Source organism: Chryseobacterium sp. MFBS3-17 (genome assembly GCF_020687745.1).
GTDB lineage: Bacteria > Bacteroidota > Bacteroidia > Flavobacteriales > Weeksellaceae > Marnyiella.
The window spans coordinates 70350-94086 of record NZ_JAJEWK010000011.1 but is presented as its reverse complement, the minus strand read 5'-3'; the positions used below and the strand labels follow the sequence as shown (position 1 = coordinate 94086).

20 protein-coding genes are annotated in these 23737 nt (G+C 44.6%); 6 read left to right on the top strand and 14 right to left on the bottom strand.

The features are described 5' to 3' along the window. Nucleotides 1-5: 5 nt before the first annotated feature. The 7 genes from murD to mraZ are packed head-to-tail and all read right to left on the bottom strand — an operon-like array spanning nt 6 to nt 7887. On the bottom strand, nt 6-1355 hold the full coding sequence (gene murD, locus LKO26_RS09685; protein WP_227587655.1) for a UDP-N-acetylmuramoyl-L-alanine--D-glutamate ligase: 1350 nt from the start codon (nt 1353-1355) through the stop codon (nt 6-8). Nucleotides 1356-1376: 21 nt separating this feature from the next. Continuing rightward, nucleotides 1377-2618, bottom strand: coding sequence for a phospho-N-acetylmuramoyl-pentapeptide-transferase (gene mraY, locus LKO26_RS09680; protein WP_227587654.1), 1242 nt, complete (start codon nt 2616-2618; stop codon nt 1377-1379). Nucleotides 2619-2636: 18 nt separating this feature from the next. Continuing rightward, nucleotides 2637-4097, bottom strand: coding sequence for a UDP-N-acetylmuramoyl-L-alanyl-D-glutamate--2,6-diaminopimelate ligase (locus LKO26_RS09675; protein ID WP_227587653.1), 1461 nt, complete (start codon nt 4095-4097; stop codon nt 2637-2639). 54 nt (nt 4098-4151) lie between these two features. Beyond that, nucleotides 4152-6140, bottom strand: a complete 1989-nt coding sequence (locus LKO26_RS09670; RefSeq protein WP_227587652.1) for a penicillin-binding transpeptidase domain-containing protein — start codon at nt 6138-6140, stop codon at nt 4152-4154. Further along, a complete protein-coding gene (locus tag LKO26_RS09665) occupies nt 6124-6489 on the bottom strand; it encodes an FtsL-like putative cell division protein (protein WP_227587651.1) in 366 nt (121 codons plus the stop codon). The genes LKO26_RS09670 and LKO26_RS09665 overlap by 17 nt, the downstream gene beginning before the upstream one ends. 7 nt (nt 6490-6496) lie before the next feature. Continuing rightward, on the bottom strand, nt 6497-7390 hold the full coding sequence (gene rsmH, locus LKO26_RS09660) for a 16S rRNA (cytosine(1402)-N(4))-methyltransferase RsmH (protein ID WP_227587650.1): 894 nt from the start codon (nt 7388-7390) through the stop codon (nt 6497-6499). 29 nt (nt 7391-7419) lie between these two features. Then, a complete protein-coding gene (mraZ, locus tag LKO26_RS09655) occupies nt 7420-7887 on the bottom strand; it encodes a division/cell wall cluster transcriptional repressor MraZ (RefSeq protein ID WP_227587649.1) in 468 nt (155 codons plus the stop codon). A 262-nt stretch (nt 7888-8149) separates the two neighbouring features. On the opposite strand from mraZ, the gene LKO26_RS09650 reads away from it, so the two are divergent. The 4 genes from LKO26_RS09650 to LKO26_RS09635 are packed head-to-tail and all read left to right on the top strand — an operon-like array spanning nt 8150 to nt 10646. Continuing rightward, nucleotides 8150-8911: an alpha/beta fold hydrolase gene (locus LKO26_RS09650; RefSeq protein ID WP_227587648.1), complete on the top strand. Its 762-nt coding sequence runs from the start codon at nt 8150-8152 to the stop codon at nt 8909-8911. A gap of 52 nt (nt 8912-8963) precedes the next feature. After that, nucleotides 8964-9587, top strand: coding sequence for a ribosome biogenesis GTP-binding protein YihA/YsxC (yihA, locus tag LKO26_RS09645; RefSeq protein ID WP_227587647.1), 624 nt, complete (start codon nt 8964-8966; stop codon nt 9585-9587). Next, entirely contained in the window at nt 9580-10029 is a 450-nt protein-coding gene (locus LKO26_RS09640; protein ID WP_227587646.1) for a GNAT family N-acetyltransferase, read from the top strand. Before yihA ends, LKO26_RS09640 begins: the two co-directional genes overlap by 8 nt. Before the next feature lie 41 nt (nt 10030-10070). Continuing rightward, nucleotides 10071-10646, top strand: coding sequence for a DUF3267 domain-containing protein (locus LKO26_RS09635; protein WP_227587645.1), 576 nt, complete (start codon nt 10071-10073; stop codon nt 10644-10646). Here the strand turns inward: LKO26_RS09635 and msrA are convergent. From msrA to LKO26_RS09610, 5 genes are all read right to left on the bottom strand, one after another. After that, a complete protein-coding gene (gene msrA, locus LKO26_RS09630) occupies nt 10639-11295 on the bottom strand; it encodes a peptide-methionine (S)-S-oxide reductase MsrA (RefSeq protein WP_227587644.1) in 657 nt (218 codons plus the stop codon). The two genes, LKO26_RS09635 and msrA, sit on opposite strands and share 8 nt — an antisense overlap. A gap of 38 nt (nt 11296-11333) precedes the next feature. After that, nucleotides 11334-12305, bottom strand: coding sequence for an ROK family protein (locus LKO26_RS09625; RefSeq protein ID WP_227587643.1), 972 nt, complete (start codon nt 12303-12305; stop codon nt 11334-11336). Between the two features lie 687 nt (nt 12306-12992). Then, complete coding sequence (secA, locus tag LKO26_RS09620) at nt 12993-16064, bottom strand: preprotein translocase subunit SecA (protein ID WP_227587642.1); 3072 nt, start codon at nt 16062-16064, stop codon at nt 12993-12995. A 94-nt stretch (nt 16065-16158) separates the two neighbouring features. Beyond that, nucleotides 16159-16380: a DUF2795 domain-containing protein gene (locus LKO26_RS09615; protein ID WP_002662059.1), complete on the bottom strand. Its 222-nt coding sequence runs from the start codon at nt 16378-16380 to the stop codon at nt 16159-16161. A 148-nt stretch (nt 16381-16528) separates the two neighbouring features. Beyond that, a complete protein-coding gene (locus tag LKO26_RS09610; RefSeq protein ID WP_227587641.1) occupies nt 16529-17551 on the bottom strand; it encodes a GDP-mannose 4,6-dehydratase in 1023 nt (340 codons plus the stop codon). Nucleotides 17552-17616: 65 nt separating this feature from the next. Here LKO26_RS09610 and LKO26_RS09605 point away from each other — a divergent pair, with 65 nt between their 5' ends. Together LKO26_RS09605 and LKO26_RS09600 are read left to right on the top strand one after the other, a co-directional pair. Continuing rightward, nucleotides 17617-18432, top strand: a complete 816-nt coding sequence (locus tag LKO26_RS09605) for a DUF2797 domain-containing protein (protein WP_227587640.1) — start codon at nt 17617-17619, stop codon at nt 18430-18432. A 75-nt stretch (nt 18433-18507) separates the two neighbouring features. Further along, nucleotides 18508-21198, top strand: coding sequence for a hypothetical protein (locus LKO26_RS09600; RefSeq protein ID WP_227587639.1), 2691 nt, complete (start codon nt 18508-18510; stop codon nt 21196-21198). A 14-nt stretch (nt 21199-21212) separates the two neighbouring features. Here LKO26_RS09600 and LKO26_RS09595 read toward each other — a convergent pair whose 3' ends face one another. Continuing rightward, nucleotides 21213-21557: a hypothetical protein gene (locus LKO26_RS09595; protein ID WP_227587638.1), complete on the bottom strand. Its 345-nt coding sequence runs from the start codon at nt 21555-21557 to the stop codon at nt 21213-21215. A 117-nt stretch (nt 21558-21674) separates the two neighbouring features. Further along, nucleotides 21675-23666 (bottom strand): excinuclease ABC subunit UvrB, encoded by a 1992-nt coding sequence (uvrB, locus tag LKO26_RS09590; RefSeq protein ID WP_227587637.1) that lies wholly within the window; start codon nt 23664-23666, stop codon nt 21675-21677. Between the last annotated feature and the right edge of the window lie 71 nt (nt 23667-23737).

Here is a 23737-nt window from a genome sequence, read left to right as displayed (position 1 = left end):
AATTCTTACCGGCTTGCGCCCACATTCATTTTTTTTAACACTTCTGCTTTAAACTGATCCCCGCGGTCTTCATAATTCCGGAAAAGATCAAAGCTGGCGCAACACGGCGACAGCAACACCGTATCTCCTGCTGTGGCCAGTTCAGTACATACTTTCACTGCTTCTTCCATACTGGAAGTATCATAAATAAGTTCTTTTTTGTCCTGGAAAAAATTGATAATTTTCTGATTATCAATACCCAGACAAACAATTGCCTTTACTTTTCGCTTCACCAGATGTTCAATCTCGGTGTAATCATTTCCCTTATCCACGCCGCCTACAATCCATACCGTAGGATTTTTCATACTGTCTAAGGCATAGTAGGTTGCATTTACATTGGTCGCTTTACTGTCGTTAATGTACTTTACCCCGTCTATTTCTGCTACCTGCTCCAGGCGGTGTTCTACGGCCTGAAACGTCATCAGTGAATTCCGTATGCTCTCATTGGTAATATTCAGAATTTTACCGGCCAGCGATGCAGCCAGACTATTGGCCACATTATGATTGCCCGCCAACGCCAGATCTTCAATTTTCATGGAAAACTGTTCCTGCAGTTTTACAAAAATGCGGTCCTCATCTGCATATGCGCCTTCTGTTTCCTTTTGTTTTAATGAAAAAGGCAGCTTTTTGGCTTTAATTTCCAACTTTTCCAGCAGTTTCATGCTCATTTCATCGTCCCGGTTGTAGATGAAGAAATTATCATTCTCCTGGTTTTCTGTAATTCTGAACTTGGCCAGCGCATACTCTTCGTAATTGTAATTGTACTGATCCAGATGATCCTGACTCAGGTTCAGCAACAGTGAGATGCTGGGTCTGAAGTTCTGGATATCATCCAGCTGAAATGAGCTGACTTCCAATACGTAATAGTCATAATTCTCATCGGCCACCTGCTTGGCAAAGCTCGTTCCTATATTGCCACCCAGTCCAACATTAAGATGATCATTTCTCAGAATATGATAAATGAGCGATGCTGTGGTGGTCTTGCCATTACTCCCTGTCACCGCAATAATCCGGGCATTGGTAAACTCGGCTGCAAATTCTATTTCAGATGACAGGCGAATGCCTTTCTGATGAATTTTTGTGATGATCTCTGCTTTTTTTGGGATCCCGGGTGATTTGATGACCCAGTCTGCATTCAGAATGCAGTCTTCAGAATGTTGTCCTTCTTCAAACTCAATCTGGTTTTGCACAAGCTGTGCTTTATATACATCTTTGATTTTGCCTTTATCCGACAGAAATACCTCCAGCCCTTTCTTCCTGGCCAGATACGCTGCACCGAAACCGCTCTCTCCTCCTCCTAAAACAACTATTTTCATATTTCTAATTTTGGCAAAAATCTATCTTACTTTCAGTGTAGTCAGGCAAATAATAGCCAGCATCACACCGATGATGATCATCCGGTTTACAATTTTACTCTCATGATATCCGCTTTTCTGGTAGTGATGGTGCAGCGGCGACATTTTGAACAGCCGGTTATTCTGAGCATATTCCAGCCCGAATTTTCTCTTTCTGTATTTGAAAACGGCCACCTGGAGCATCACCGAGAGATTCTCTACCAGGAAGATTCCGCAGAGCACGGGAATCAGCAATTCTTTGCGGAGAATGATGGCCAGAACCGCAATTACCCCACCCAGCATTAAACTACCGGTATCTCCCATAAACACTTGTGCCGGATACGTATTGTACCAGAAAAATCCAATGACGGCTCCTACCAGTGCCACGGCAAAAATGGTTGTTTCGCCCATATCCGGGAGGAACATAATATTCAGGTAATCTGCAAAAATGATATTTCCCGAAACGTAGGCCAGAAATGCGAGAGTGAGCAAAATCACCACACTGGTTCCTGCCGCCAGGCCATCAATGCCATCGGTAATATTGGCTCCGTTCGAAACGGCAATCACAATAAAGATGACAATGGGTACAAAAACCACCCACGCCCATTCCTGTTGGCTTTCTTCGTCCATCCAGAAGAGCATTTTGCTGTAATCAAACTCATTATTTTTAAAGAACGGAACTGTGGAAACCGTAGATTTCTCTGTCGGCATAAAGTTTTGTTCCACATTATTTCTGTTCACCACACTGGCATCTGCATATTTCCTTTTCACCGTAATATCCGGATGAAAATACATGGTCACGGCTACGATAAGTCCCAAACCTACCTGCCCGATTACCTTGAACTTCCCGGAAAGGCCGTCTTTATTCTTTTTAATTTTCTTGAGATAGTCATCAATGAAACCAATGATGCCCATCCACACCACGGATACAATGAGCATGATGATGTACACATTGAGCACTTTGGTAAAGAGAATCACCGGAATCAGGGTAGCCAGGATAATGATGAGGCCACCCATGGTAGGGGTACCTTCTTTCTGTTTCTGACCTTCCAGCCCCAGATCTCTCACCAGTTCTCCCATCTGTCTGTTCCGCAGGTAATTGATGATTCTTTTACCATAGACCAGTGCAATAAGGAGTGAGAATAACACCGCCAGTGCCGCCCGGAATGAGATGTACCGGAACAGATTGAGCCCCGGAATCTGGATTCCCTGCGTGGTAAGATATTCATATAAATAGTACAACATGTTTACTCTTTTTCTGGTTTATTTACTCATAAGTTCAGACAGTTCCATCAGGGTTTCCTTATCATCAAAATGATGCTGCACCCCATTGATATCCTGATAGGTTTCATGACCTTTTCCTGCCACGAGGACAATGTCATTAGGCTCCGCAAATTTTATAGCCATTTTAATGGCTTCTCTGCGATCCGGCACGGTGATGTATTTGCTGAAATGGTGTGCCTCTACCCCTGCTTCTATTTCCTTTATAATCTCCACCGGATCTTCTGTTCTGGGATTATCTGAAGTGATGATGGCCAGGGTAGATTTGCGGGTGGCAATTTTTCCCATTTCGGGTCTCTTGGCCCGGTCGCGGTTTCCACCACAGCCAAAAACGGTGATCAGTCTTTCATTTTTGGTCCTGATATCGTTAATGCTGTCCAGCAGATTATCCAGCGCATCCGGTGTATGGGCATAATCAACCACAAAGAAAATCCCGCCCTGAGATTTCAGGGTTTCAAACCGGCCATTTACCCGCTTGAGTTGTGAAATAGCCCGCAGCACTTCCTGCTCTTCCAAGCCGAGTTCTACCGCAACCGCGAAAGCCAGCAACAGGTTATATACATTAAACTTACCGGTAAGGGTGGTCCAGAATTCTTTCCCCTGAAAGTTGAGCAACATGCCATTGAAATCACCTTCCAGAAAACGGCCATGGTAATCTGCCATGGTTTTCAGCGCATAATTTTTCTCTTTGGCAGCAGTATTTTGTAGCATCACCATTCCGTTTTTATCGTCCAGGTTGGTAATGGCAATTGTATCTGGAGTCAGTTCATCAAAGAATCTTTTTTTTGTTCTCAGGTATTCTTCGAAACTTTTATGGTAATCCAGATGATCATGAGTCAGGTTGGTAAAACCGGCCACAGCAAATTGCAGCCCTGTGGTTCTGTTCTGATGGATACCATGAGAACTTACTTCCATGAATGCCCACTGACACCCCTGATCTACTGCTTCTGCAAGCATCCGGTTCAGACTTACCACATCCGGGGTGGTATGCTTAGAAGGCAGTACAGTATCGCCAATGCGGTATTCCACTGTGGAAATAAGCGCCGGCTTATAGCCGAGATTTTTAAAGATATCAAAAAGCAGTGTACACACAGAGGTTTTACCATTGGTACCGGTAATGCCCACCAGTTTCAGTTTGGCAGAGGGATTTCCATAAAAATCAGAAGCCAGAATTGCCAGTGACCGGGATGCATCATTAACCCTGATATACGCAACATCCGGATTCCGGTGTTCCGGCAGGTCCTCACAGATTACCACATCTGCCCCATTTGCAATTGCTGCGCTGATGAAGGAATGCCCGTCAGACAATGTGCCCCTCAGTGCAACATACAGCGCACCCGGCAGAGCCTGCCGGCTGTCAAAAACCACAGCAGAAACTTCACGGTTCATTTCACCGTGAGTTTCCAATGTGGGAATTCTGTTTAACAATTGTAATAAATTCATGTAAACAAATGGGTGTCGCCAGGCGACTTTATATAAATACTACTTTCTTATGTTTTAATTTTGTAATTTCAGATACAGCTTATGATTCTCATTCAGCATGGTACCGCTGGCCGGGAACTGCTCTGTAATTTTTCCTACACCTTTATAATCTACCCGGTAGCCGGCGTTCTCCAGCTGCGGAATGATATGCTTACCTGTTAACCCAACCAGACTTGGCATACGACCATCTTTCAGGTTGATTTTCTGTTGTGAGCCGGTCATTTTAGACAAGTCCACTTTTTTTTCTACCAGCATTTCCTGCTCAATGTTTTGCGGCGTTTTCAGGAAGGTCTTTCCTGCTATTTCCTTAAATACAGGAGCCGCAACGGTTCCGCCGTAATAACTTTTCTTCACATCGGGCTGATCCACCATTACGTAGCAGGTGTATTTGGGATTATCTGCCGGATAAAAACCTGCAAAAGAAGCCCTATACTTCATGGGTCCCGGCAGCCAATACTCAAACCGTGCTGTACCGGTTTTCCCGGCCATTTTCAGGTTGGGGGTGAAGATGCTTCTTCCGGTACCTTTTTCCACCGCCTTGGTCAGTGCACTGGTCATCATATCAATGGCTTCTTTGGATGCCATACGGTTTACCATCACCTGAGGCTTTGCTTCGTAAGTGACTTTGCCGTCCTTCATGATTTTATCGATAAAAAGCGGTTTCAGCATCCTCCCATCATTGGCAATCCCATTATAGAAGGTGGTCAGTTGCAACAGGTTGAAGCTGCTGGAATATCCGTATGAAATAGAGGCCAGTGTAGCCGCATTCCACCGCTTGTGATCCGGCGTATAAATAAATGGTTCGGTCACTCCCGGGAGCTCAATATCCATTTTATCGAACATCTTCCATCTTTTGAGATGATCGAGGAAAATCTGTGGTTTTTCACCATAATATTGGGTGATGAGCTTGGCGGTTCCCACATTACTGGATTTTGCCAAAACATCACTGATGTCATAGGTGCCCCCGCCATGACCGTCTGAAATTCTCTGCCCGGCATAATGCCAGACACCATTGCCGATGTTCACGGTGGTCTCTTCGGTAATGAATCCGTCATCCATAGCGGCAAGCAGGGATACAGTTTTAAAGGTAGATCCGGGCTCAATGCCGTCTTTCAGAATATAGTTGTAAGAGTCCACATAAATCCCGGGGTCGGTTCTGGTCAGATTCACCATCGCCCGTACCTTACCGGTTTCCACTTCCATTACCAGTACACTTCCGTGGTGCGCATCAAACTTAATCAGCTGCTTTTCCAGTGCCGAATGGGCAATATCCTGAATGCGCAGATCCAGTGTAGTAAAGACGTCCTGACCATCTACCGGTTCTTTAATCTTCCAGTAGTCTATGGGTTTCCATTGTGTCGAGTTGACTCTCTGTTCGGGTCTGGATCCGTCTGTGCCGGAGAGGTATTTAGAGAATGCGGCTTCCAGTCCTGATTTGTACGGTCCGTTATCCATTCCTATGGTTCCGGCACCGATTTCAGATGTGGCCAGTTCTCTTTTGTACTTGCGGTCCACTATAAAACCGCCTTTATGTTTTCCTTTGTTGAATATCGGGAATTTACGGATGCGGTCATACTGGTCGAAATCCAGATTCTTGACCAGTGCGTAGTACTGATTTTCTTTTTTACGCTGCTCATCAAACCGCTGACGATAAACATTTCTGGGTTTCCCGAACATAACGTTCATAGAATCACTGAGTGCAGCAATATTGGAATTGTACACAGAATCTTTAATGACTTTAAAATCCACATAGATATCGTACCGCATTACCGTGGTGGCCAGTATGGAGCCATCTGATGCATAGAGGTTTCCACGTGCCGCCTTCAGGGTCGCTTCCCGGTAATTATTCTTGATGTATACTTCAATCTCATCTACATTGGAGTTCTGAAGCACCAGGATTCTGGCCAGAAACAAGATAAAAAGACAGCCGGCCACCATCGTGAAAAGGTAGCCCCATTTTAAAGATTTACGTCTTTTACTGTCGAAATTACTTGGCTTTAGCATGTGTACTGTCCAGTTTTATCAATAATTTATGCGGATGATTCTCCAGCGGAAGCAGTGAATCCGTGACCATCTCCTTTCCCAGTTCTGATTCCATTTTTACCTTAATCAGTCTGCTCTGGGCAAATGCGTTTCTTGATTTATATTCTTCGTTCTGCTCTTTCAGTTCGTTTACGATTTCAATTTTTTTATTCACAAGGTGGTTGCTGTAGATCATGATCATCATGAGGACAAACAGCAACAAAAAATATTTGTAGTGCACTTTGATCTCATCACGGTTCAGAAAATTGCCCTTCACAATATCTATGAAGGTCAGTTTCTTCTGAGGTTTATATGATGATTTCTTTGCCACTTTTTGTTTATATTTTTATTCCGGTTCTCATTTTAGCACTACGCGCGCGGGAATTTTCTTCTATTTCACTTTCGTCCGGTACGGTAGCTTTACTTTTCAGGAGTTCAAACGCCTTTTCATAATTGCCATACACGTCTCTTTCCGGCTCGCCCTCAAACATGCCGTTCTTCAGAAACCGCTTTACCAGCCGGTCTTCCAAAGAGTGATATGAAATAACCACAAGCCGGCCGCCGGGCTTCAGCACCCTGTATGCCTGCTGCAGCATTTCCTTCAGCGCCTCCAGTTCCTGATTCACCTCTATTCTGATAGCCTGAAACAACTGCGCAAAGAACTTATTTCGCTTATGCTGAGGGATATACGAGAATAAATTCTTCAGATCCTCCGTGGTTGCTATTCTTTTTGTTTTTCTTTGATGAACAATTTCGCGGGCCAGCTTTCTGGCTTCACGAAGTTCTCCATAATAGTAAAAGATGTCTGCCAGCTGTTCTTCCTCATAATCATTCACCACGACTCTGGCATCCAGGGTTTGCATCACATTCATGCGCATATCCAGCGGCGCATCGCTCCGGGTAGAAAATCCGCGTTCAGCCTCATCAAACTGATGAGAAGACACCCCCAGGTCTGCCAGAATGCCGTCTGCACCGCTCACCCCATACAGCAGCAGGGAGTTTTCCAGATAGCGGAAGTTCTGGTTAATCAGCGTGAAGCGGGAATCCTGTATCTCATTAGCCAAAGCATCCAGATCCTGATCAAAAGCATAGAGTCTTCCGTGGTCCGAAAGCCGGGACAGGATTTCCCGGGAATGCCCGCCGCCGCCAAAGGTACAGTCCACGTAGATTCCGGCCGGATTAATTGCCAGCTGATCTACGCTCTGTTTCAGAAGGACGGGATTGTGATACATATAAAAGGATGTGTTTTTGTTTTTGTTTTTTAATTCTCATCATCGAAACTGATGTCGCCCATAACCTGTTGCGCCAGCATGGCAAAATCTTGCTGTGATGCCGCAATAACTTCTTCATAAGCTGCTTTGTCCCAAATTTCAAACAACTCGCCGGCACTGGTGATGACCACCTCTTTGGTGAGATTTGCAAAAGCAGTTAAATCTTTCGAGATTTGCAACCGCCCGGCGCTGTCCGGCTCCACAGTCTTAAGACCCGCGGTAAATGTGCGGATGAAATCTGCGTTTTGCTTGTTGAAACGGTTCAGCTTATTAATCTTCGTCATCAGCTTTTCCCAGCCCTGCATGGGATATACCTCCAGACAGTGCTGAAACACAGAACGCTTCACCACAAAGGATTCACCGGCATAGCTTTCCATCTGCTTCGCCAGCGAAGAAGGAAGTTTCAGCCGACCCTTGTCGTCTATCTTGCATTCATATGTGCCAATGAAATTTATCATTTGGGACAAATTTATATATTTATTTCCAAAACCTCCCACTTTTTCCCACTTTTTAACTTAATGTGAATAACTTTTGAAAAGAGAAACCCGCAAAATGTAAGTAATTGACGCAAAACGCGTTGAGCAAAAAAGTATGCATCACCTAAAATCAGGACTCAGAAATAAGTTGTTTACGAAAAAAAATGCTATTTTTATAAAATATTAAAGAGCAGCATAAATCCAAAAATCAAATTTGTAATTTTGCAGGGCTTGAATAAGATCTATGATTTTTAAAACCAAAAAACAGAAAAAATTCTCTTTCATTGAGGAGGGCGAGGGGACACCTATAGTGCTTTTGCAAGGACTGATGGGCGGACTGAGTAATTTCACCAAATTGATAGAGTTTTTTTCTACCAGAGGATATAAAGTATATTTCCCCACCCTGCCCGTATACGATTTGCCAATTCTGAACACCAATTTGTCCAGTCTGGCGAAGTTTGTGGCCAGATTCATTTCTGAGGAAGTAGGAGAACCCGCTATTGTAGTGGGCAATTCTATGGGCGGACATGTGGGACTTATCCTGACCCTCTCCAGACCGGAACTGGTAAAATACCTGGTGCTCACCGGCAGCTCAGGATTATATGAACGGTCTTTCGGCGACAGTTTTCCGCGGAAAAACGACCGCGAATACATTCGTAAAAAAGCAGAAGAAGTTTTCTATGACCCCAAAGTGGCCACCGAAGAACTGGTAGACGAAGTGTTTTCTGTAGTGAATGACCGAAGCAAAGGCATTAAAACCGTAATGCTGGCCAGAAGCGCCATTAAACACAATATGGAACCGGAACTCCACAAAATTCAACCACCCACCTGCATCATCTGGGGCAAACAGGATAATGTAACACCACCAGATGTGGCCGTAGAAATGGACCGCCTGATTCCGGATTCAGATTTGTTCTGGATTGATGAATGCGGTCATGCAGCCATGATGGAAAAACCGGACGCCTTTAACCAGATTCTTTATGACTGGTTGAAAAGCAGAGCATAGCACCCGATATTTACCGGAAATAAACATTTCCATTTTTTTTTAAACTGAAAATATGACTGTCAAAACAGTTTCGTTTGTCAAAAGCTCCGGAAAGTGGCAGGAATGCCCGGAACCCACCCTTCCGGAATACGCCTTCATCGGCCGTTCCAATGTGGGAAAGTCTTCGCTGATCAATGCCATGATGAACCATAAAGATCTGGCCAAAACCTCTCAGACCCCCGGAAAAACCCAGCTCATCAACCATTTTCTGGTCAATGAAAATTGGTACCTTACGGATTTGCCCGGCTATGGATACGCCCGTGTTTCCAAAGTTTTGCGGCGCGACTTTGAAAAACTGATTACCAATTATATTCTGAACCGGAAAAACCTGGTGAACCTTTTCGTGCTGGTAGATGTACGCCATGAGCCACAGAAAATTGATATTGAATTTATAGAATGGTGCGGTGAAAACGGCATTCCATTTTCCATTGTATTCACAAAAGCAGATAAACTGAAGCCCAATGCAGTGATTAAGAATGTGGAAAGCTACAAAAACGAACTGCTGAAAACCTGGGATTCGCTGCCTGAACTGTACGTCACATCTGCCGAGAAGAAAGAAGGAACCGATGAGATTTTAAAATTCATCGGCAAGACCAACGATTTCCTCCAACAAAATCACGTCCGTTTTGATGAATAAGCCCGTATGGCATATCCAGACCTTCCACGAGCTCTCTACTAGTGAACTCTATAAAATATTGCAGGTGCGAGCCGATGTTTTTGTGGTGGAACAGAACTGTCCCTATCAGGATTTAGACGGGTCTGATGAACATGCCGTGCACATCCGGGCAGAAATAAACGGTAACATTGCGGCCTATTGCCGTATTTTCGCTCCCGGAATTAAATATGATGAAGCATCTATAGGCAGGGTGCTCACAGGAACAGATTACCGCCGCCTGAAACTGGGCAAATCCCTGATGCACATTGCTATATCAGCCATAGAAACACGATATGGCACGTCACAGATCCGGATTTCAGCGCAGGATTACCTCATCCGATTTTATGAAGAATTCGGTTTTGAGAACACCGGAAAGCAATATCTGGAAGACCACCTGCCCCATACCGAGATGCTGAGGCTGTAACAAAGCCCGGATATGGGATACCTATCGGTAAATCACACAGAATGGATTTCAGTCAGTATCATAAAGAAATGCAAACCATAGATTTGGTAAAGGCCAATTTCCAGGCGCTGCTCTATTTCGCATTTTTTACAGTACTGTTTGCCACTCCTTATCTTCTGATCTGGGGGTTTAACAGCATTGATCTTATTCTTGTAGACTTTCGACTGCTCACCATTTCCGGACCGGTTATCGGAATCCTGTTCGGGATTGCACTGCACGAACTGGTGCACGGAATATTCTTTGCCCGCTATGCCAAACAGGGCTTCCGTTCTGTAAAATTCGGGGTGATGTGGAAAATGCTTACTCCATACGCTCATTGCAAGGAACCCCTGAAGGTGAAGCACTATATCAAAGCACTGCTGGCTCCGCTTATTCTGGTAGGAATCCTGCCGGCTGTTGCAGGCATTGCTCTGGGAAATGCTCCGTTACTGTTATTTGGCATTGTGCTGAGCGGCAGTGCGGCAGGAGATTTAATGATCTACAACCTCATCCGTAAAGAAAGTCCCGAAGATTATGTTCAGGATCATCCCACTGAAGCCGGTTACTGGATTTACCGGAAAAAAACCGGAATCAATTGATCTGATCCGCTTTCAACCATCCTTTTTCACCAAAATATTTTTTAAATTTCTGAATTTTGGGTCCTACCACCGCAGAACAATACGGCTGATTGGGATTGGCACTGTAATACCCCTGGTGATAAGCCTCGGCGGGCCAGAATTTCTCCAGTGGCGCCAGTTCCGTCACATATTTCCCCGGCCATTTGCCCGAATTTTCTGAAACCTGAATGGCCGTTTCCGCTTTTTGCTTTTCGTTTTTGTCCTGATAAAAAATCACAGAACGATACTGGGTTCCAATGTCGTTTCCCTGCCTGTTCAGCTGGGTAGGATCATGCAGAAAGAAAAACACTTCCATGAGCTGTTCGTAGCTGATGATATCAGGATTGTAGGTAATCTGAACCACTTCTGCATGACCGGTCGTCCCGGTGCAGACCTCCTCATAGGAAGGATTGGCCACGTGGCCTCCGGCATATCCGGAGATGGCTGCTTCCACGCCTTTAAGCATATTGAAGCAACTTTCTACGCACCAGAAACATCCGCCACCGAAAACCAATTGTGCTGTATTTTGACTGTTATTCATTTTTTGATCAGATAAATTAAGAGGTTGGGCACCATTGCCACTGCAGCAGATGCTGATGATGCAGATAAGGATGAGCAATAACTTTTTCATAGCTGCTGTATAAGTTGAACGGCAAAGTTCGGAATTAATTATGATTGCTCCCAAACTAGTGCGCTGGCACCCAGGATGGCGGCATCTGCCTCATTCAGTTCGCTGAAAACCAGTTTTACTTTGTCCCGGAAGATGGGCAACAAATTTTTCTCCATATGCCGTCTTGCAGGTTCCAGGATAAAATCTCCAGCACGGATGACGCCTCCGAAGAGCAAAATGGCTTGCGGCGAAGAAAACATGACAAAGTTGGCAAATGCTTCGCCCAGTTTCTGCCCCGTGTACCGGAACACTTCTATGGCTGTGGCATCGTTCTTCAGGGCGCATTCGTACACCGTTTTGGCATTGACATCTTTCTCCGCAAAACTGTTCAGCAGAGAATCCGGAAATTCTGCCCGCATTTTTTTTGCGGTGATGGTGATTCCTGTAGCCGAAGCGTATGCTTCCAGACTTCCCTCGGAGCCGGTACTCCAGTGTTTTCTGCCGCCGGGCTTCACAATGGTATGCCCCAGTTCTCCGGCAAATCCGTCATGGCCGTACACGATTTTGCCACTGCTTACAATGCCTGCTCCCACGCCGGTGCCCAGCGTGATCATAATGAAGTCCTGCATTCCCCGGGCAGCGCCGTACATCATCTCGCCCAGTGCAGCGGCATTGGCATCATTGGTCATTTTACAGGGGAGATTAAACCTTTTGGTCATCAGCTCAGCGAAAGGAATGACGCCGGTCCAGCGCAGATTGGGTGCCTGCTCGATGGTTCCTTTATAGTAATTGGCATTGGGCGCTCCGATTCCTATGCCGGCAAGTTCCCGGTCAGTGCAGTATTGTGAAATCAGGGGCTGCAGATTTTCATAAAGTTCGTCTATGAAATCTTCCACTTCTTCATGGCTGTCCGTTTTCATGGAATCTTTTGCCAGAATTTCGCCCCGGTGATTCACCAGTCCAAATTTGGTATTGGTTCCCCCGATGTCGATGCCGAGAGCCACCTGCTGTGACAGATCAATTATTGCCATTTTGGTTTAAAATTAAAGCAATAAAAGTACAAAAATTAATGATTGATAAATTTTAAAATTTCTGAGGTCCCTGCTGACGCTGTTCAAATCTCATTCAATAAATTTTTCATGGCGGATTACGGGACTGCCGGCTGCCGCACGAAATCATCTTCCATGAAGTCAAACTATCCGTTTATCCGCTCAACGAGTCGGGAGACTTTGAGCCGTTCAGTTCCTTACTCATCATAATTATTATTTTTCCAAAATTCATTCTTACCCAAAACCCCCGCTGCCGCACGAATCCTTTCGTGTGGCACCAATATTTAAATATCCACAAAAATCAAAACACCCCGCTGCTGCACGAAACGAAATTCGACGGAGTCAATCCTTTCGTGTGGCCGGTAATATTTTAAAGATCACCACCAATCAAAAATACTGAAAACTTCTGTATGATGCAAAGACATTATTACCTTGTGATGCAATCGCACGGGAGCGGGGAGTACACAAGGTCTGTATATTTTATCTGATATCTAAACAAATCACCGTCTAAGTTCCCGTCAGCCAGATGATTGATGCTGTGGCTGCCCACAGCTCTGCCAAGGGTGTCGTACCAGTTGTAGGCTTTGCAACCACTCATGGCATTCACATTTTCACACAAAAAAACGGGCAATTGAAATTGCCCGTTCTGCTTGATCAGTAATCTGATGATTATGTGGGTATCTCACCTTTGAAGAGGAATGAAATGGTTTCTTTATTCACCTTATCCACCATTTCACTGAAGAGATAGAAGGATTCCTGCTTATAAATCACCAGCGGATCTTTCTGCTCATACACCGCACCCTGAGACGATCTGCGCAGATCATCCATTTCACGCAGGTGGTTTTTCCAGTTTTCATCTATGATGGAAAGTGTAATATTCTTTTCAAAATCATCAATCAGGCTCTGACATTTCGTATCAAACGCTTTCTGCAGATCTGCCACTATGGTCAGTGTTCTGGTTCCGTCTGTAAAGGGAACCTGAATCATCTTGAACATGGAACCCTGGTTCTGATATACGTTTTCAATAATCGGGAAGGATTTTTCCTTCATCAGTTCCAGACGGTTTTTATAATCTTCCTCGGCAGCTTTGTACACGATATCGGTCAGTTCCGGAATTTGCTTGTTTTTAAAATCATTCTCGGAAACAGGAGCTTCCATGGTGAAATACTTAATGATTTCATACTCAAACTCCTTATAGCTTCCTTCGTTTTTAGCAGTAGTTACAATGGATTGTGCCACATCAAAAATCATATTTGAGATATCATACTTCAAATGATCACCAAACAGGGCGTTCTTTCTTCTTTTGTAAATCACATCACGCTGCTTGTTCATGACATCATCATACTCCAGTAATCTTTTACGGATACCGAAGTTGTTTTCCTCTACTTTTTTCTGCGCTCTTTCTATGGACTTGGAAATCATGGAATGCTGAATTACTTCACCTTCCTTGTGTCCCATTCTGTCCATCATTTTTGCAATTCTTTCAGATCCGAAAAGCCGCATCAGGTTATCTTCCAGCGATACATAGAACTGCGAGCTACCGGGATCTCCCTGGCGGCCGGCACGTCCGCGCAACTGTCTGTCTACCCTTCTGGAGTCGTGTCTTTCTGTTCCGATGATGGCTAAACCTCCGGCTTCTTTCACGCCTTCTCTCAGTTTAATATCGGTACCACGTCCGGCCATATTGGTGGCAATCGTCACCTGACCCGGGCGGCCTGCTTCTGCAACAATTTCTGCTTCTTTCTGGTGCAGTTTGGCATTCAGAACCTGGTGCGGAATTTTTCTGAGTTGCAGTGCTTTAGACAACAACTGCGAGATTTCTACAGAAGTAGTACCCACCAGCACCGGGCGTCCGGCAGCGGTTAAGCGTTCCACTTCTTCTATAACGGCATTGTATTTTTCACGATTGGTTTTGTATACCAGATCCTGTCTGTCATCCCGCTGTATAGGGCGGTTGGTAGGAATCACCACTACATCCAGTTTGTAGATCTGCCACAATTCTCCTGCTTCGGTCTCGGCGGTACCGGTCATCCCTGCAAGTTTATTGTACATACGGAAATAGTTCTGAAGGGTCACGGTTGCAAAAGTCTGGGTAGCCGCTTCAATTTTCACGTTTTCTTTGGCTTCAATAGCCTGGTGCAGTCCGTCAGAATAGCGTCTTCCGTCCATAATACGGCCGGTTTGCTCATCTACAATTTTCACTTCACCATCAATCACCACATACTCATCATCTTTCTCGAAAAGCGTGTAGGCTTTCAGCAGCTGGTTCATGGTGTGCACCCTTTCAGATTTTACGGCAAAATCGCGGAAAAGTTCTTCACGGGCGGCAAATTCTTCATCCTTGGAAAGGTTTTTGGCCTCCAGTTCGGCAATTTCTGTAGCGATATCCTGCAGTACAAAAAAGTCTTTATCATCATTACCCTGAGACATGTACTCCACACCCTTATCGGTAAGATCGATCTGGTTATTTTTTTCATCAATCACGAAATAAAGGTCTTTATCCACCTTCGGCATCTCGCGGTTGTTGTCTGCCATATACTGGGCTTCTGTTTTTTGAAGCAGTGTTTTGTTTCCGCTTTCAGACAGGAATTTAATCAGTTGTCTGTTCTTGGGCAAACCTCTGTACGCCTGCAGCAGTTTGAAGCCTCCATCCTTGGTATTTCCGGCTGCAATAAGCTTTTTGGCTTCGTTAAAGATCTGGGTAATGGTTTGTTTCTGCACAGCGACAATGCGGTCCACAGATGGCTTCAGCACATCAAATTCCTGGCGGTCGCCCTGAGGCACGGGTCCGGAAATGATAAGTGGGGTTCTGGCGTCATCTACCAGCACGGAATCTACCTCATCCACAATGGCAAAGTTCAGTTCTCCCTGTACCAGTTCGGTGGGAGATGTTACCATATTATCTCTCAGATAATCAAATCCGAATTCGTTATTGGTTCCGTAGGTAATGTTACAGTTATATGCTTTTCTTCTGCCGTCAGAGTTGGGCTGGTGATTGTCTATACAATCTATGGAAAGTCCGTGGAACTGGTACAGCGGCCCCATCCACGCAGAGTCACGTTTTGCCAGATAGTCGTTCACGGTTACTACGTGTACGCCGCGTCCCGGCAGTGCATTCAGGTAAATAGGCAGAGTTCCTACCAGTGTTTTACCTTCACCCGTGGCCATTTCGGCAATTTTACCACTGTGCAGGACTACCCCACCGATGAACTGAACATCATAATGCACCATGTCCCATACAATCTCGGTTCCGTGTGCATTCCAGGTGTTTTTCCATATGGCCTGATCGCCCTGGATTTCAACAAAATCTCTGGTTTCGGCCAGTTCCCGGTCCCAGTCTGTAGCGGTCACCCGGATTTCACCGTTCTGTGCCCATCTTCTGGCGGTTTCTTTAACCAGGGCAAATGCTTCGGGAAGAATTTCGTTCAGTACTTTTTCTTCCAGTTGGTAAGCTTCCTTGTTCAGGGTTTCCACTTTGTTGAAGAGGGCTTCCTTTTCATCAATATTGGTGGTAGTCTGAATCTGTTCTTTAGTTTGTGCAATCTGATCTGTAACGCTGGCAGATGCCGCTTTAATTTTTTCGCGGAAAGCGTTTGTTTTCTCCCTTAATCCGTCATCAGTAAGTTCGTGGATCGGTCCTTCCACTGCTTTAATTTTGCCTACTACTTTTTTTACTTCCTTAAGGTCTGACTCGTTTTTGTCGCCCAGAAAGCTTTTAAGAACTTTGTTTAAGAAACTCATTTATTTCATTTTTTGGTGCACAAACGCTGCTGTACACAACTGTATTATTAAAAAAAGGCTAATGCAAGCTGCAGTAGCCGTGTGCTATATCTGTTTAGTATTCATCCTCATTCCAAAGGAAATCCTCATCTGTAGGATAGTCACTCCAAACCTCTTCTATAGATTCGTAAATTTCGCCTTCATCTTCAATTGCCTGAAGGTTTTCTACCACTTCCATAGGTGCGCCGGTTCTAATGGCATAGTCTATCAGTTCAGCCTTGGTCATTGGCCAGGGTGCATCGCTTAAATAAGAAGCTAATTCTAGTGTCCAGTACATTTTTTTCTGTGTATTATAAATTTTTGCAAAAGTAAAAAAATTGATGAGAAAAAAAACCTTTTTCCGTCTGATTTTCAATTAATTTGATTTTGTCATCTGCCATCGTTTTCCGTAATCTCATTTACGTGAACAGGCGGTCAGATTTCCGTCATTTTCTCAAAAACCATTCCATAAACTTTTTTATGCCATTTTGGAAAGCAGTCACCGGCTGATATCCCAGCAGATTTGTCGCTTTCCGGATGTCTGCATGAGTCTTTCTCACATCTCCCGGTGGCAGCGGCAACTCTTTCCGAACCGCTTTTTTACCCAGATTCTCTTCCACCAGAGCGAGCATTTCATCTAATGTAACCGATTGATTCTCACCTAGATTAATAATTTCATATACCGAGTCATGCTTTTCCAGATACTGTACAGCTTTCAGAATTCCGTCTATAATATCCTCTATATAGGTATAATCTCTGGCAGTAGATCCGTCTCCGTAAAAGGGAATCTCAGCATTTTGAGAAATCATGCTGCTGAACTTGTGAATAGCGAGATCCGGGCGCTGACGCGGGCCATATACTGTGAAAAACCGCAGCTGAATCATGTCTATATCATACAGATGATGATACACATGGCCCATAATTTCACCACACCTTTTGGTGGCTGCATAAGGGGAAACAGGCCGGTCCACAGAATCTGTTTCTGCAAAAGGAACCTTTTCATTATTGCCATAAACACTTGAAGACGAGGCACAAACAAATTTACCAACCTTGAAGTCGCGGCAAAGTTCCCAAAGGTTCATGCTGCCACGGATATTCACCTCCTCATATACCAGCGGGCGATCAATGGAAGGTCGCACCCCCGCCAATGCCGCAAGGTGAATCACCATATCGATCTGATGACCGGCAAAAATTTCGCGTAGTCCGGAGACCTCCCTTATGTCCTGAAAGTAAAGCCTGTACTGCTCTGAAGCGGAGTCTGCTGCCAGTTTACTGATGTCCTGCTCCTTTTCCTTAAAATCAAAAACAGTATTTTTGCCCAGTGATTCCAGTGTATTCTTAATTTTAATCTGATAATCATAATAGTCATCAAAATTGTCAACATTAATGACAGAATGTCCGTTTTTTAATAATTGTTCTACCAAATGTGATCCTATAAATCCACTGCCGCCGGTTACCAGGTATTTCATCTTATATGTTTAACGCACAAATTTAATTAAAATCAAATCATTAATTTTACTCAAAATATTCTGCTATGCAATTCCAGGGACAAATCCGGAAAATGATCACTGAAAACGGCCAGCCCATTCAATATTATCTGAATCTGAGCCATGACCTGATCAACATTAATCAACTGATACACAAAAAAATAAAAATACGCCATTCCGGATATGAATGCATGAACTGCAGCAGTGATGAAAAAATATTCCGGATGGGATTCTGCAAAAAGTGTTTTTTTGAAAGCCCTTATGCCAGTGACACCATCATCCGGCCGGAACTTTCTACCGCACACCTGGGCATTGCAGAACGCGATCTTGCGGTAGAACAGGAAATCCAGCTACAGCCTCATATTGTGTATCTGGCCTATACCGGCGATGTAAAAGTAGGCGTAACCCGGGAATCCCAGGTGCCCACCCGCTGGATAGACCAGGGTGCTACCTTCGCACTTGCCATTGCCAAAACAGACAACCGCTATGAAGCGGGGATGATTGAAGTGGCGCTAAAAGCTCACCTGCCCGACAAAACCAACTGGCGGAAAATGCTGCAGGATGATTTTGAAGACGACCTGGATTTACTGGATTTCCGCAATAAAGTTGCCGAATATTTCCCCGATGACTTCAGGAAATTTTCTATGGACAACGGAAATGTGGTGAAGCTGGACTATCCCTACCAGGCACCTGAAAAAATCACGTCTTTTACGCTGGATAAAAATCCGGAGTTCGAAGGCATTCTGACCGGCATCAAGGGTCAATACCTTCAGTTTGAAGGTGGACATTTCATTAATGTGCGGGCTCATGAAGGGTATGTGGCAACCCTGGAAATCATGAAAAACAATCCCTCCATATCCTAATCATGTAATTTTTGTACCGCAATATGTAAAAAATCCCGCAAGGGTTTACGCTACTTTTGCTTGAAACCCAACCCCTTGAAAAAAAAACATTTCAAACCCTTCAGTATTGTCCTCGGAATTCTGTTCCTGCTGGTGATTATGGCGCATTTCGGCCTCAATTTCTGGCTGAAAAACCGCCTGCCCGATTATCTGAAAAACAACTCCGATTATCTGGTAACCTATGCCATGCTGGATGTACATCTGGGCACCGGAAACATCCTGGCTACCGGAGTTTCCGTCAATAATAAAAATCCTCAGAATCAGCACGTCATCGGACTTCAAGGAACCATAGATTCTGTATCCGTTTCCCGTTTTGGCATCCTGGATGCGCTTTTTTACAAACGAATCAGCAGCACCGAACTTTTTCTGAAAAATCCGTCCCTCAACATCACCCTGCAAAAGCCACGGAAGGAACAATCTGTAAAAGAAAGAAACCCCAACGTTCTGGAGAATATCTATATTACGGATGGAGACATCAGCATCTACCGGCACAACCGGCAAAAGTTCCTGTCTGTAAACAACCTCAATCTCAGCGTAGAGAATCTGCAGATGACGGAAGAATCGGTAGAAAAAAAACTACCGCTTGTATTTGACCGGTATAACATCCGGGGAAATAACTTCTTCTTCCGGCCGGATAACGTGTATGCGTTCACCGCAACGGAAATTACCACCCGCGACAATCAGATGAGCATTCAGGATTTCCGGATGCACCCGCTTCTGAGCTTTGCTCAGTTCCGCAAATACTATCCAAAAAAACGAAACCTTTTTGATTTTAAAGCCCGGGAAATGGACTTCCGGGATATGATTCTGAAAAACAACCAGATTACCCTTACCGAGGTCCGCCTGGAGCATCCCGATCTGAAATTGTATACGACAGATGCACAACCGGAAGAAAAAGAGAGCAGTTTTACTTATGATCTGAATCTGGAAGATCTGTGGCTGAATCATGCCAAAATCAATATGATGAAACCGGATGGCTCGCCCAAATTTACGGCGGCAGACCTGAATGCCCATATCAATAAGCTGGTCATGAACGATGAAACCGCCAGGGGAAACATTCCATTTTTGTATCAGGACTTCAACATATCCGGACAGCAATTACAATATATTTCCAAATCAGAAAAAATAAGAATCGGTGCCCTGACCACAAATTCCAAATCTGCCGATTTGCATCTGGTTTCAGTACAGTCCGTGAATCCGTCTGCAGCTGCTACCCGTATGAACCTTCATGCGCCCAGGCTTCAGGTTCGCATGAATGAGATGAAATTTGAGGACAACAAGCTGAAACTTGATATAGAAAATGTACTGGTACAAAATCTTGAGGGAAAAATTGCCTCTCCAAATACGCCCCCGGCAAAGAAGAAAGCTTCTTACAACAGCATCGCTTTTCCACTGAAAATAAACAGTATTGAACTGAAAAACGCCGATTTTATCTACGAAAAAGACAGCCAACCATTAGCACTTCAGAAACTGAATGCACGGCTGAGCCGGATTGAGATGAATGAACAAACCGTGAAGCAGGGACTGCCGTTTTCGGTAGGAGATTACAGTATCAGTTCGGAGAATTTGAACTATCGCACACCGTTTTATCAGATATCTTCCGGAGGGATACAAATGAACAAAAGCCGGATGCAGATTTCGGACTTTGCCATGACCCCCACGGTCACGCGGGCACAATTCATCAAAATGATTCCGGTGGAAAAAGATTTGTACACCCTGCGGGTAAACCAGATCAACGCCAGTGGCAGCTGGGATCTGCTCACGGATCAGCAACACCTATACGCCACACAGGTCACACTCCTTGGCGCCAATGCCAATATTTTCAGGAGTAAGATTCCCAAGGATGATCCTTCTATAAAACCCATGTATTCCGAGCTTTTAAGGAAAATAAAGTTTCCCCTGATCATAGAGCAACTGGACCTTAAAAATTCTTTACTGGAATATGAAGAAGACACCCAACAAAGCGAAGGCCCGGGCAAACTGACCTTCGGGAACTTTAATATGAATGTAAAAAATCTGAACTCGGCAAAATCCCCCGGCAAACCCACCGCCATCACCATTACGATAAATTGCCGCTTTATGAATGCCTCACCTATGCATGTGAAATGGCTGATGGATTCTGCCAGCAAAAATGACGCCTTCAGCATTTCCGGGAATATCTCAGATCTGAACGCCGTACGCATCAATGCCTTTATAGAGCCTTACCTGAAAGCCAAAGCCACCGGAAGCATTCAGGATCTAATTTTTGATTTTAAAGGAACCATATCCGGACTGCACGGAACCATGCAGATGAAACACAAGGGCCTGAAAGTGGATTTACTGAAGGAAACCGGCGAAAAAAGAAAAGTGCTGTCTGCGGTCATTAATCTTTTTGTGAAATCAAATTCAGGAGCGCTGCCACCTTCTGTGGTGGTAGATGATGTGAAACGCGACCCGTCCAAATCATTCTTTAATCTGTTCTGGAAAGGTATAGAAGAAGGTTTAAAGAAAACCCTGATTGGTAAGAATATAGAAAACACCGAGCAAAGCATGAAGAATACGGTAACCGATACGAAATCTACGGTGCAGGACGTCAAATCCAAAGTGCAGGGCGCAACTTCTACGGTAAAAGGAACAATAGACGATACCCGGGAAAAAATCAAATCAAAAACCGCTGCAGAAGATCAACCTGAAAAGGGCAATCTGCTGCAGCGGCTGTTCAGGAAAAAGGAAAAGCAGTCTGACTGATCTTCCGCCCTATCTTATTCAAAGTTATACTCATCCAGGTCATCTACGGGAATATTGCGCAGAAAATCGTCAAATTTTTCACCGCAATAATTACTTTCGGCACCATAGGAATCAATGATCATTCCCTTGTTGCCATCCGTATCCTTTGCTACATACAATACTTCATTGTCTTCCGGATTACTAAACCCTTCGAAACGGAACGTTTTCAAAATATGGAGTTCTTCCGGGCGGTAAGATTTCTCTGAATCATTCAATTTCATTTCGCCGTCTTCATTCATTTTAAATTCCCGGGTAATCCCTTTGTCTGCTAATTTTTGCATGACCTGACTCAGGGTCAGCATCGGTTTGGGTGTGCTCATGTTATGTCTGTTTTGTGATTACTTCAAAAATAATCATTAAAAGTGAAAGTAGTCTTATAAAATTCCTGCGAAACTTTATTTAGAAAGAGTACAAATTCCGGGAATTCCTGCAATCGATTATCCTTTCAGCGCTGTAATTTCGTCGCGGAGTTTTGCAGCGGTGATAAAATCCAGATTTTTTGCTGCTTTTTCCATAGCTTTCTGTTTTTGGGCAATGAGCTTGTCCAGATCTTCGCTGCTGTAGGATGCCCGTTCTTCTGCCACCTGCTGCAGTATTTCTTTCTGCGTATAGCGGTCATCCGGGAAATCCTTGGCCCGGCCCACCAACGCTTCAGAAATCTTTTTATTAATCTGTTTGGGCTGAATATTGTTCTCGGTATTATACGCCATCTGTTTCTCCCGGCGGTAAGCCGTTTCGTCCATGGCGGTCTGCATACTTTTGGTGATTTTATCGGCGTACATAATGGCCCGGCCGTTTATATTTCTTGCGGCTCTTCCCACCGTCTGTATCATAGACCGTCTCGACCTCAGCATTCCTTCTTTATCGGCGTCCAGAATCGCTACCAGGGATACTTCCGGCAAATCCAGTCCTTCCCGCAGAAGGTTTACACCAATGAGCACATCAAACAAGCCGGTACGCAGATCCTGCATAATCTGAATACGTTCCAGGGTTTCCACATCTGAGTGAATGTAGCGGCAGCGGATTCCAAATTTGGTAAAATACCGGGTAAGTTCCTCGGCCATTTTCTTGGTGAGGGTGGTAACCAGAACCCGTTCATCAATCTCGGCTCTTTTCTGTATTTCTTCCATCAGATCATCAATCTGATTCAGGGTGGGCCGCACTTCTATCACCGGGTCCAGCAATCCTGTAGGGCGAATAATCTGTTCTATATAAGCACCGCCTGTTTTCTCCAGTTCGTAATCTGCAGGCGTGGCAGAGACATAAATGACCTGGTTTTGCATCCCCTCAAACTCCTCAAACTTCAGCGGACGGTTATCCATCGCTGCAGGCAGCCTGAATCCATACTCCACCAGAGATTCCTTGCGGCTGCGGTCTCCGCCGTACATGGCATGAACCTGAGGAATAGTGACATGGCTTTCGTCAATGACCATCAGATAGTCTTTCGGGAAATAGTCCAGCAGGCAGAAAGGTCTGGAGCCGGGCGTTCTGCCGTCCAGATAGCGGGAATAGTTTTCAATTCCGGAACAATAACCCAGTTCGCGAATCATCTCCAGATCCAGTTCGGTACGCTCCAAAAGCCTTTTGGCTTCCAATGGTTTTTCTATGCTTTCAAAGAAGGAAACCTGCTTCACCAGATCATCCTGAATTTCCCGGATGGCCCCATTTAAAGTTTCCTTGGAGGTAACAAAAAGATTGGCCGGATAAATCTGAATTTTATCAAAGGAAGACATCACGTTTCCACTTACCGGATCAAAACTCTGAATCCGTTCTATTTCGTCACCGAAAAACTGCACCCGGATGGCATTATCTGCATACGCCGGAAACACATCAATCACATCACCCTTTACCCGGAATGTCCCCCGCTGAAACTCATTCAAAGTTCTGGCATAGAGCGCATTGACCAGCGCATGCAGGAACGCTGTCCGGGTGATTTTACTTCCGGTTTCTATGGCAATGAGCGATTTATTAAATTCATGAGGATTCCCGATACCATAAATACAAGATACCGAGGCCACAATCAGGACGTCCCGGCGGCCGGAGAGCAGACTGGCTGTCGCCGAAAGTCTTAGTTTCTCTACTTCTTCGTTAATAGAAAGATCTTTTTCGATATAAGTACCGGTGGTGGCAATATAGGCTTCGGGCTGATAATAATCGTAGTAAGACACAAAATATTCTACCGCATTATCCGGAAAAAACTCCTTGAACTCCATAAAAAGTTGTGCCGCCAGCGTTTTATTATGCGCCAGTACAATGGTAGGCCGCTGTATATTTTGTACCACATTGGCCACGGTAAAAGTTTTACCGGAACCGGTAACCCCCAGCAGCGTCTGGTATTTTTCTCCCGCTTCCATGCCCCGGGTTAATTTTTCTATTGCCTGAGGCTGATCTCCGGTTGGCTTGAATTCTGAATGCAGATTGAATTTCATTTTTCCTGATAATATAAATCAAAGTCAATATGCTGAACAATGACTCTGCAAAATTATGAAAAAAGAAATCA

What these genes read in the sequence shown, in the direction of transcription:
- murD (WP_227587655.1), bottom strand. Translation starts at nt 1,355, where the DNA reads ATGAAAATAGTTGTTTTAGGAGGAGGAGAGAGCGGTTTCGGTGCAGCG.
- mraY (WP_227587654.1), bottom strand. Translation starts at nt 2,618, where the DNA reads ATGTTGTACTATTTATATGAATATCTTACCACGCAGGGAATCCAGATT.
- LKO26_RS09675 (WP_227587653.1), bottom strand. Translation starts at nt 4,097, where the DNA reads ATGAATTTATTACAATTGTTAAACAGAATTCCCACATTGGAAACTCAC.
- LKO26_RS09670 (WP_227587652.1), bottom strand. Translation starts at nt 6,140, where the DNA reads ATGCTAAAGCCAAGTAATTTCGACAGTAAAAGACGTAAATCTTTAAAA.
- rsmH (WP_227587650.1), bottom strand. Translation starts at nt 7,390, where the DNA reads ATGTATCACAATCCCGTCCTTCTGAAACAGAGCGTAGATCAGCTGGCA.
- mraZ (WP_227587649.1), bottom strand. Translation starts at nt 7,887, where the DNA reads ATGATAAATTTCATTGGCACATATGAATGCAAGATAGACGACAAGGGT.
- LKO26_RS09650 (WP_227587648.1), top strand. Translation starts at nt 8,150, where the DNA reads ATGATTTTTAAAACCAAAAAACAGAAAAAATTCTCTTTCATTGAGGAG.
- yihA (WP_227587647.1), top strand. Translation starts at nt 8,964, where the DNA reads ATGACTGTCAAAACAGTTTCGTTTGTCAAAAGCTCCGGAAAGTGGCAG.
- LKO26_RS09640 (WP_227587646.1), top strand. Translation starts at nt 9,580, where the DNA reads ATGAATAAGCCCGTATGGCATATCCAGACCTTCCACGAGCTCTCTACT.
- LKO26_RS09635 (WP_227587645.1), top strand. Translation starts at nt 10,071, where the DNA reads ATGGATTTCAGTCAGTATCATAAAGAAATGCAAACCATAGATTTGGTA.
- msrA (WP_227587644.1), bottom strand. Translation starts at nt 11,295, where the DNA reads ATGAAAAAGTTATTGCTCATCCTTATCTGCATCATCAGCATCTGCTGC.
- LKO26_RS09625 (WP_227587643.1), bottom strand. Translation starts at nt 12,305, where the DNA reads ATGGCAATAATTGATCTGTCACAGCAGGTGGCTCTCGGCATCGACATC.
- secA (WP_227587642.1), bottom strand. Translation starts at nt 16,064, where the DNA reads ATGAGTTTCTTAAACAAAGTTCTTAAAAGCTTTCTGGGCGACAAAAAC.
- LKO26_RS09615 (WP_002662059.1), bottom strand. Translation starts at nt 16,380, where the DNA reads ATGTACTGGACACTAGAATTAGCTTCTTATTTAAGCGATGCACCCTGG.
- LKO26_RS09610 (WP_227587641.1), bottom strand. Translation starts at nt 17,551, where the DNA reads ATGAAATACCTGGTAACCGGCGGCAGTGGATTTATAGGATCACATTTG.
- LKO26_RS09605 (WP_227587640.1), top strand. Translation starts at nt 17,617, where the DNA reads ATGCAATTCCAGGGACAAATCCGGAAAATGATCACTGAAAACGGCCAG.
- LKO26_RS09595 (WP_227587638.1), bottom strand. Translation starts at nt 21,557, where the DNA reads ATGAGCACACCCAAACCGATGCTGACCCTGAGTCAGGTCATGCAAAAA.
- uvrB (WP_227587637.1), bottom strand. Translation starts at nt 23,666, where the DNA reads ATGAAATTCAATCTGCATTCAGAATTCAAGCCAACCGGAGATCAGCCT.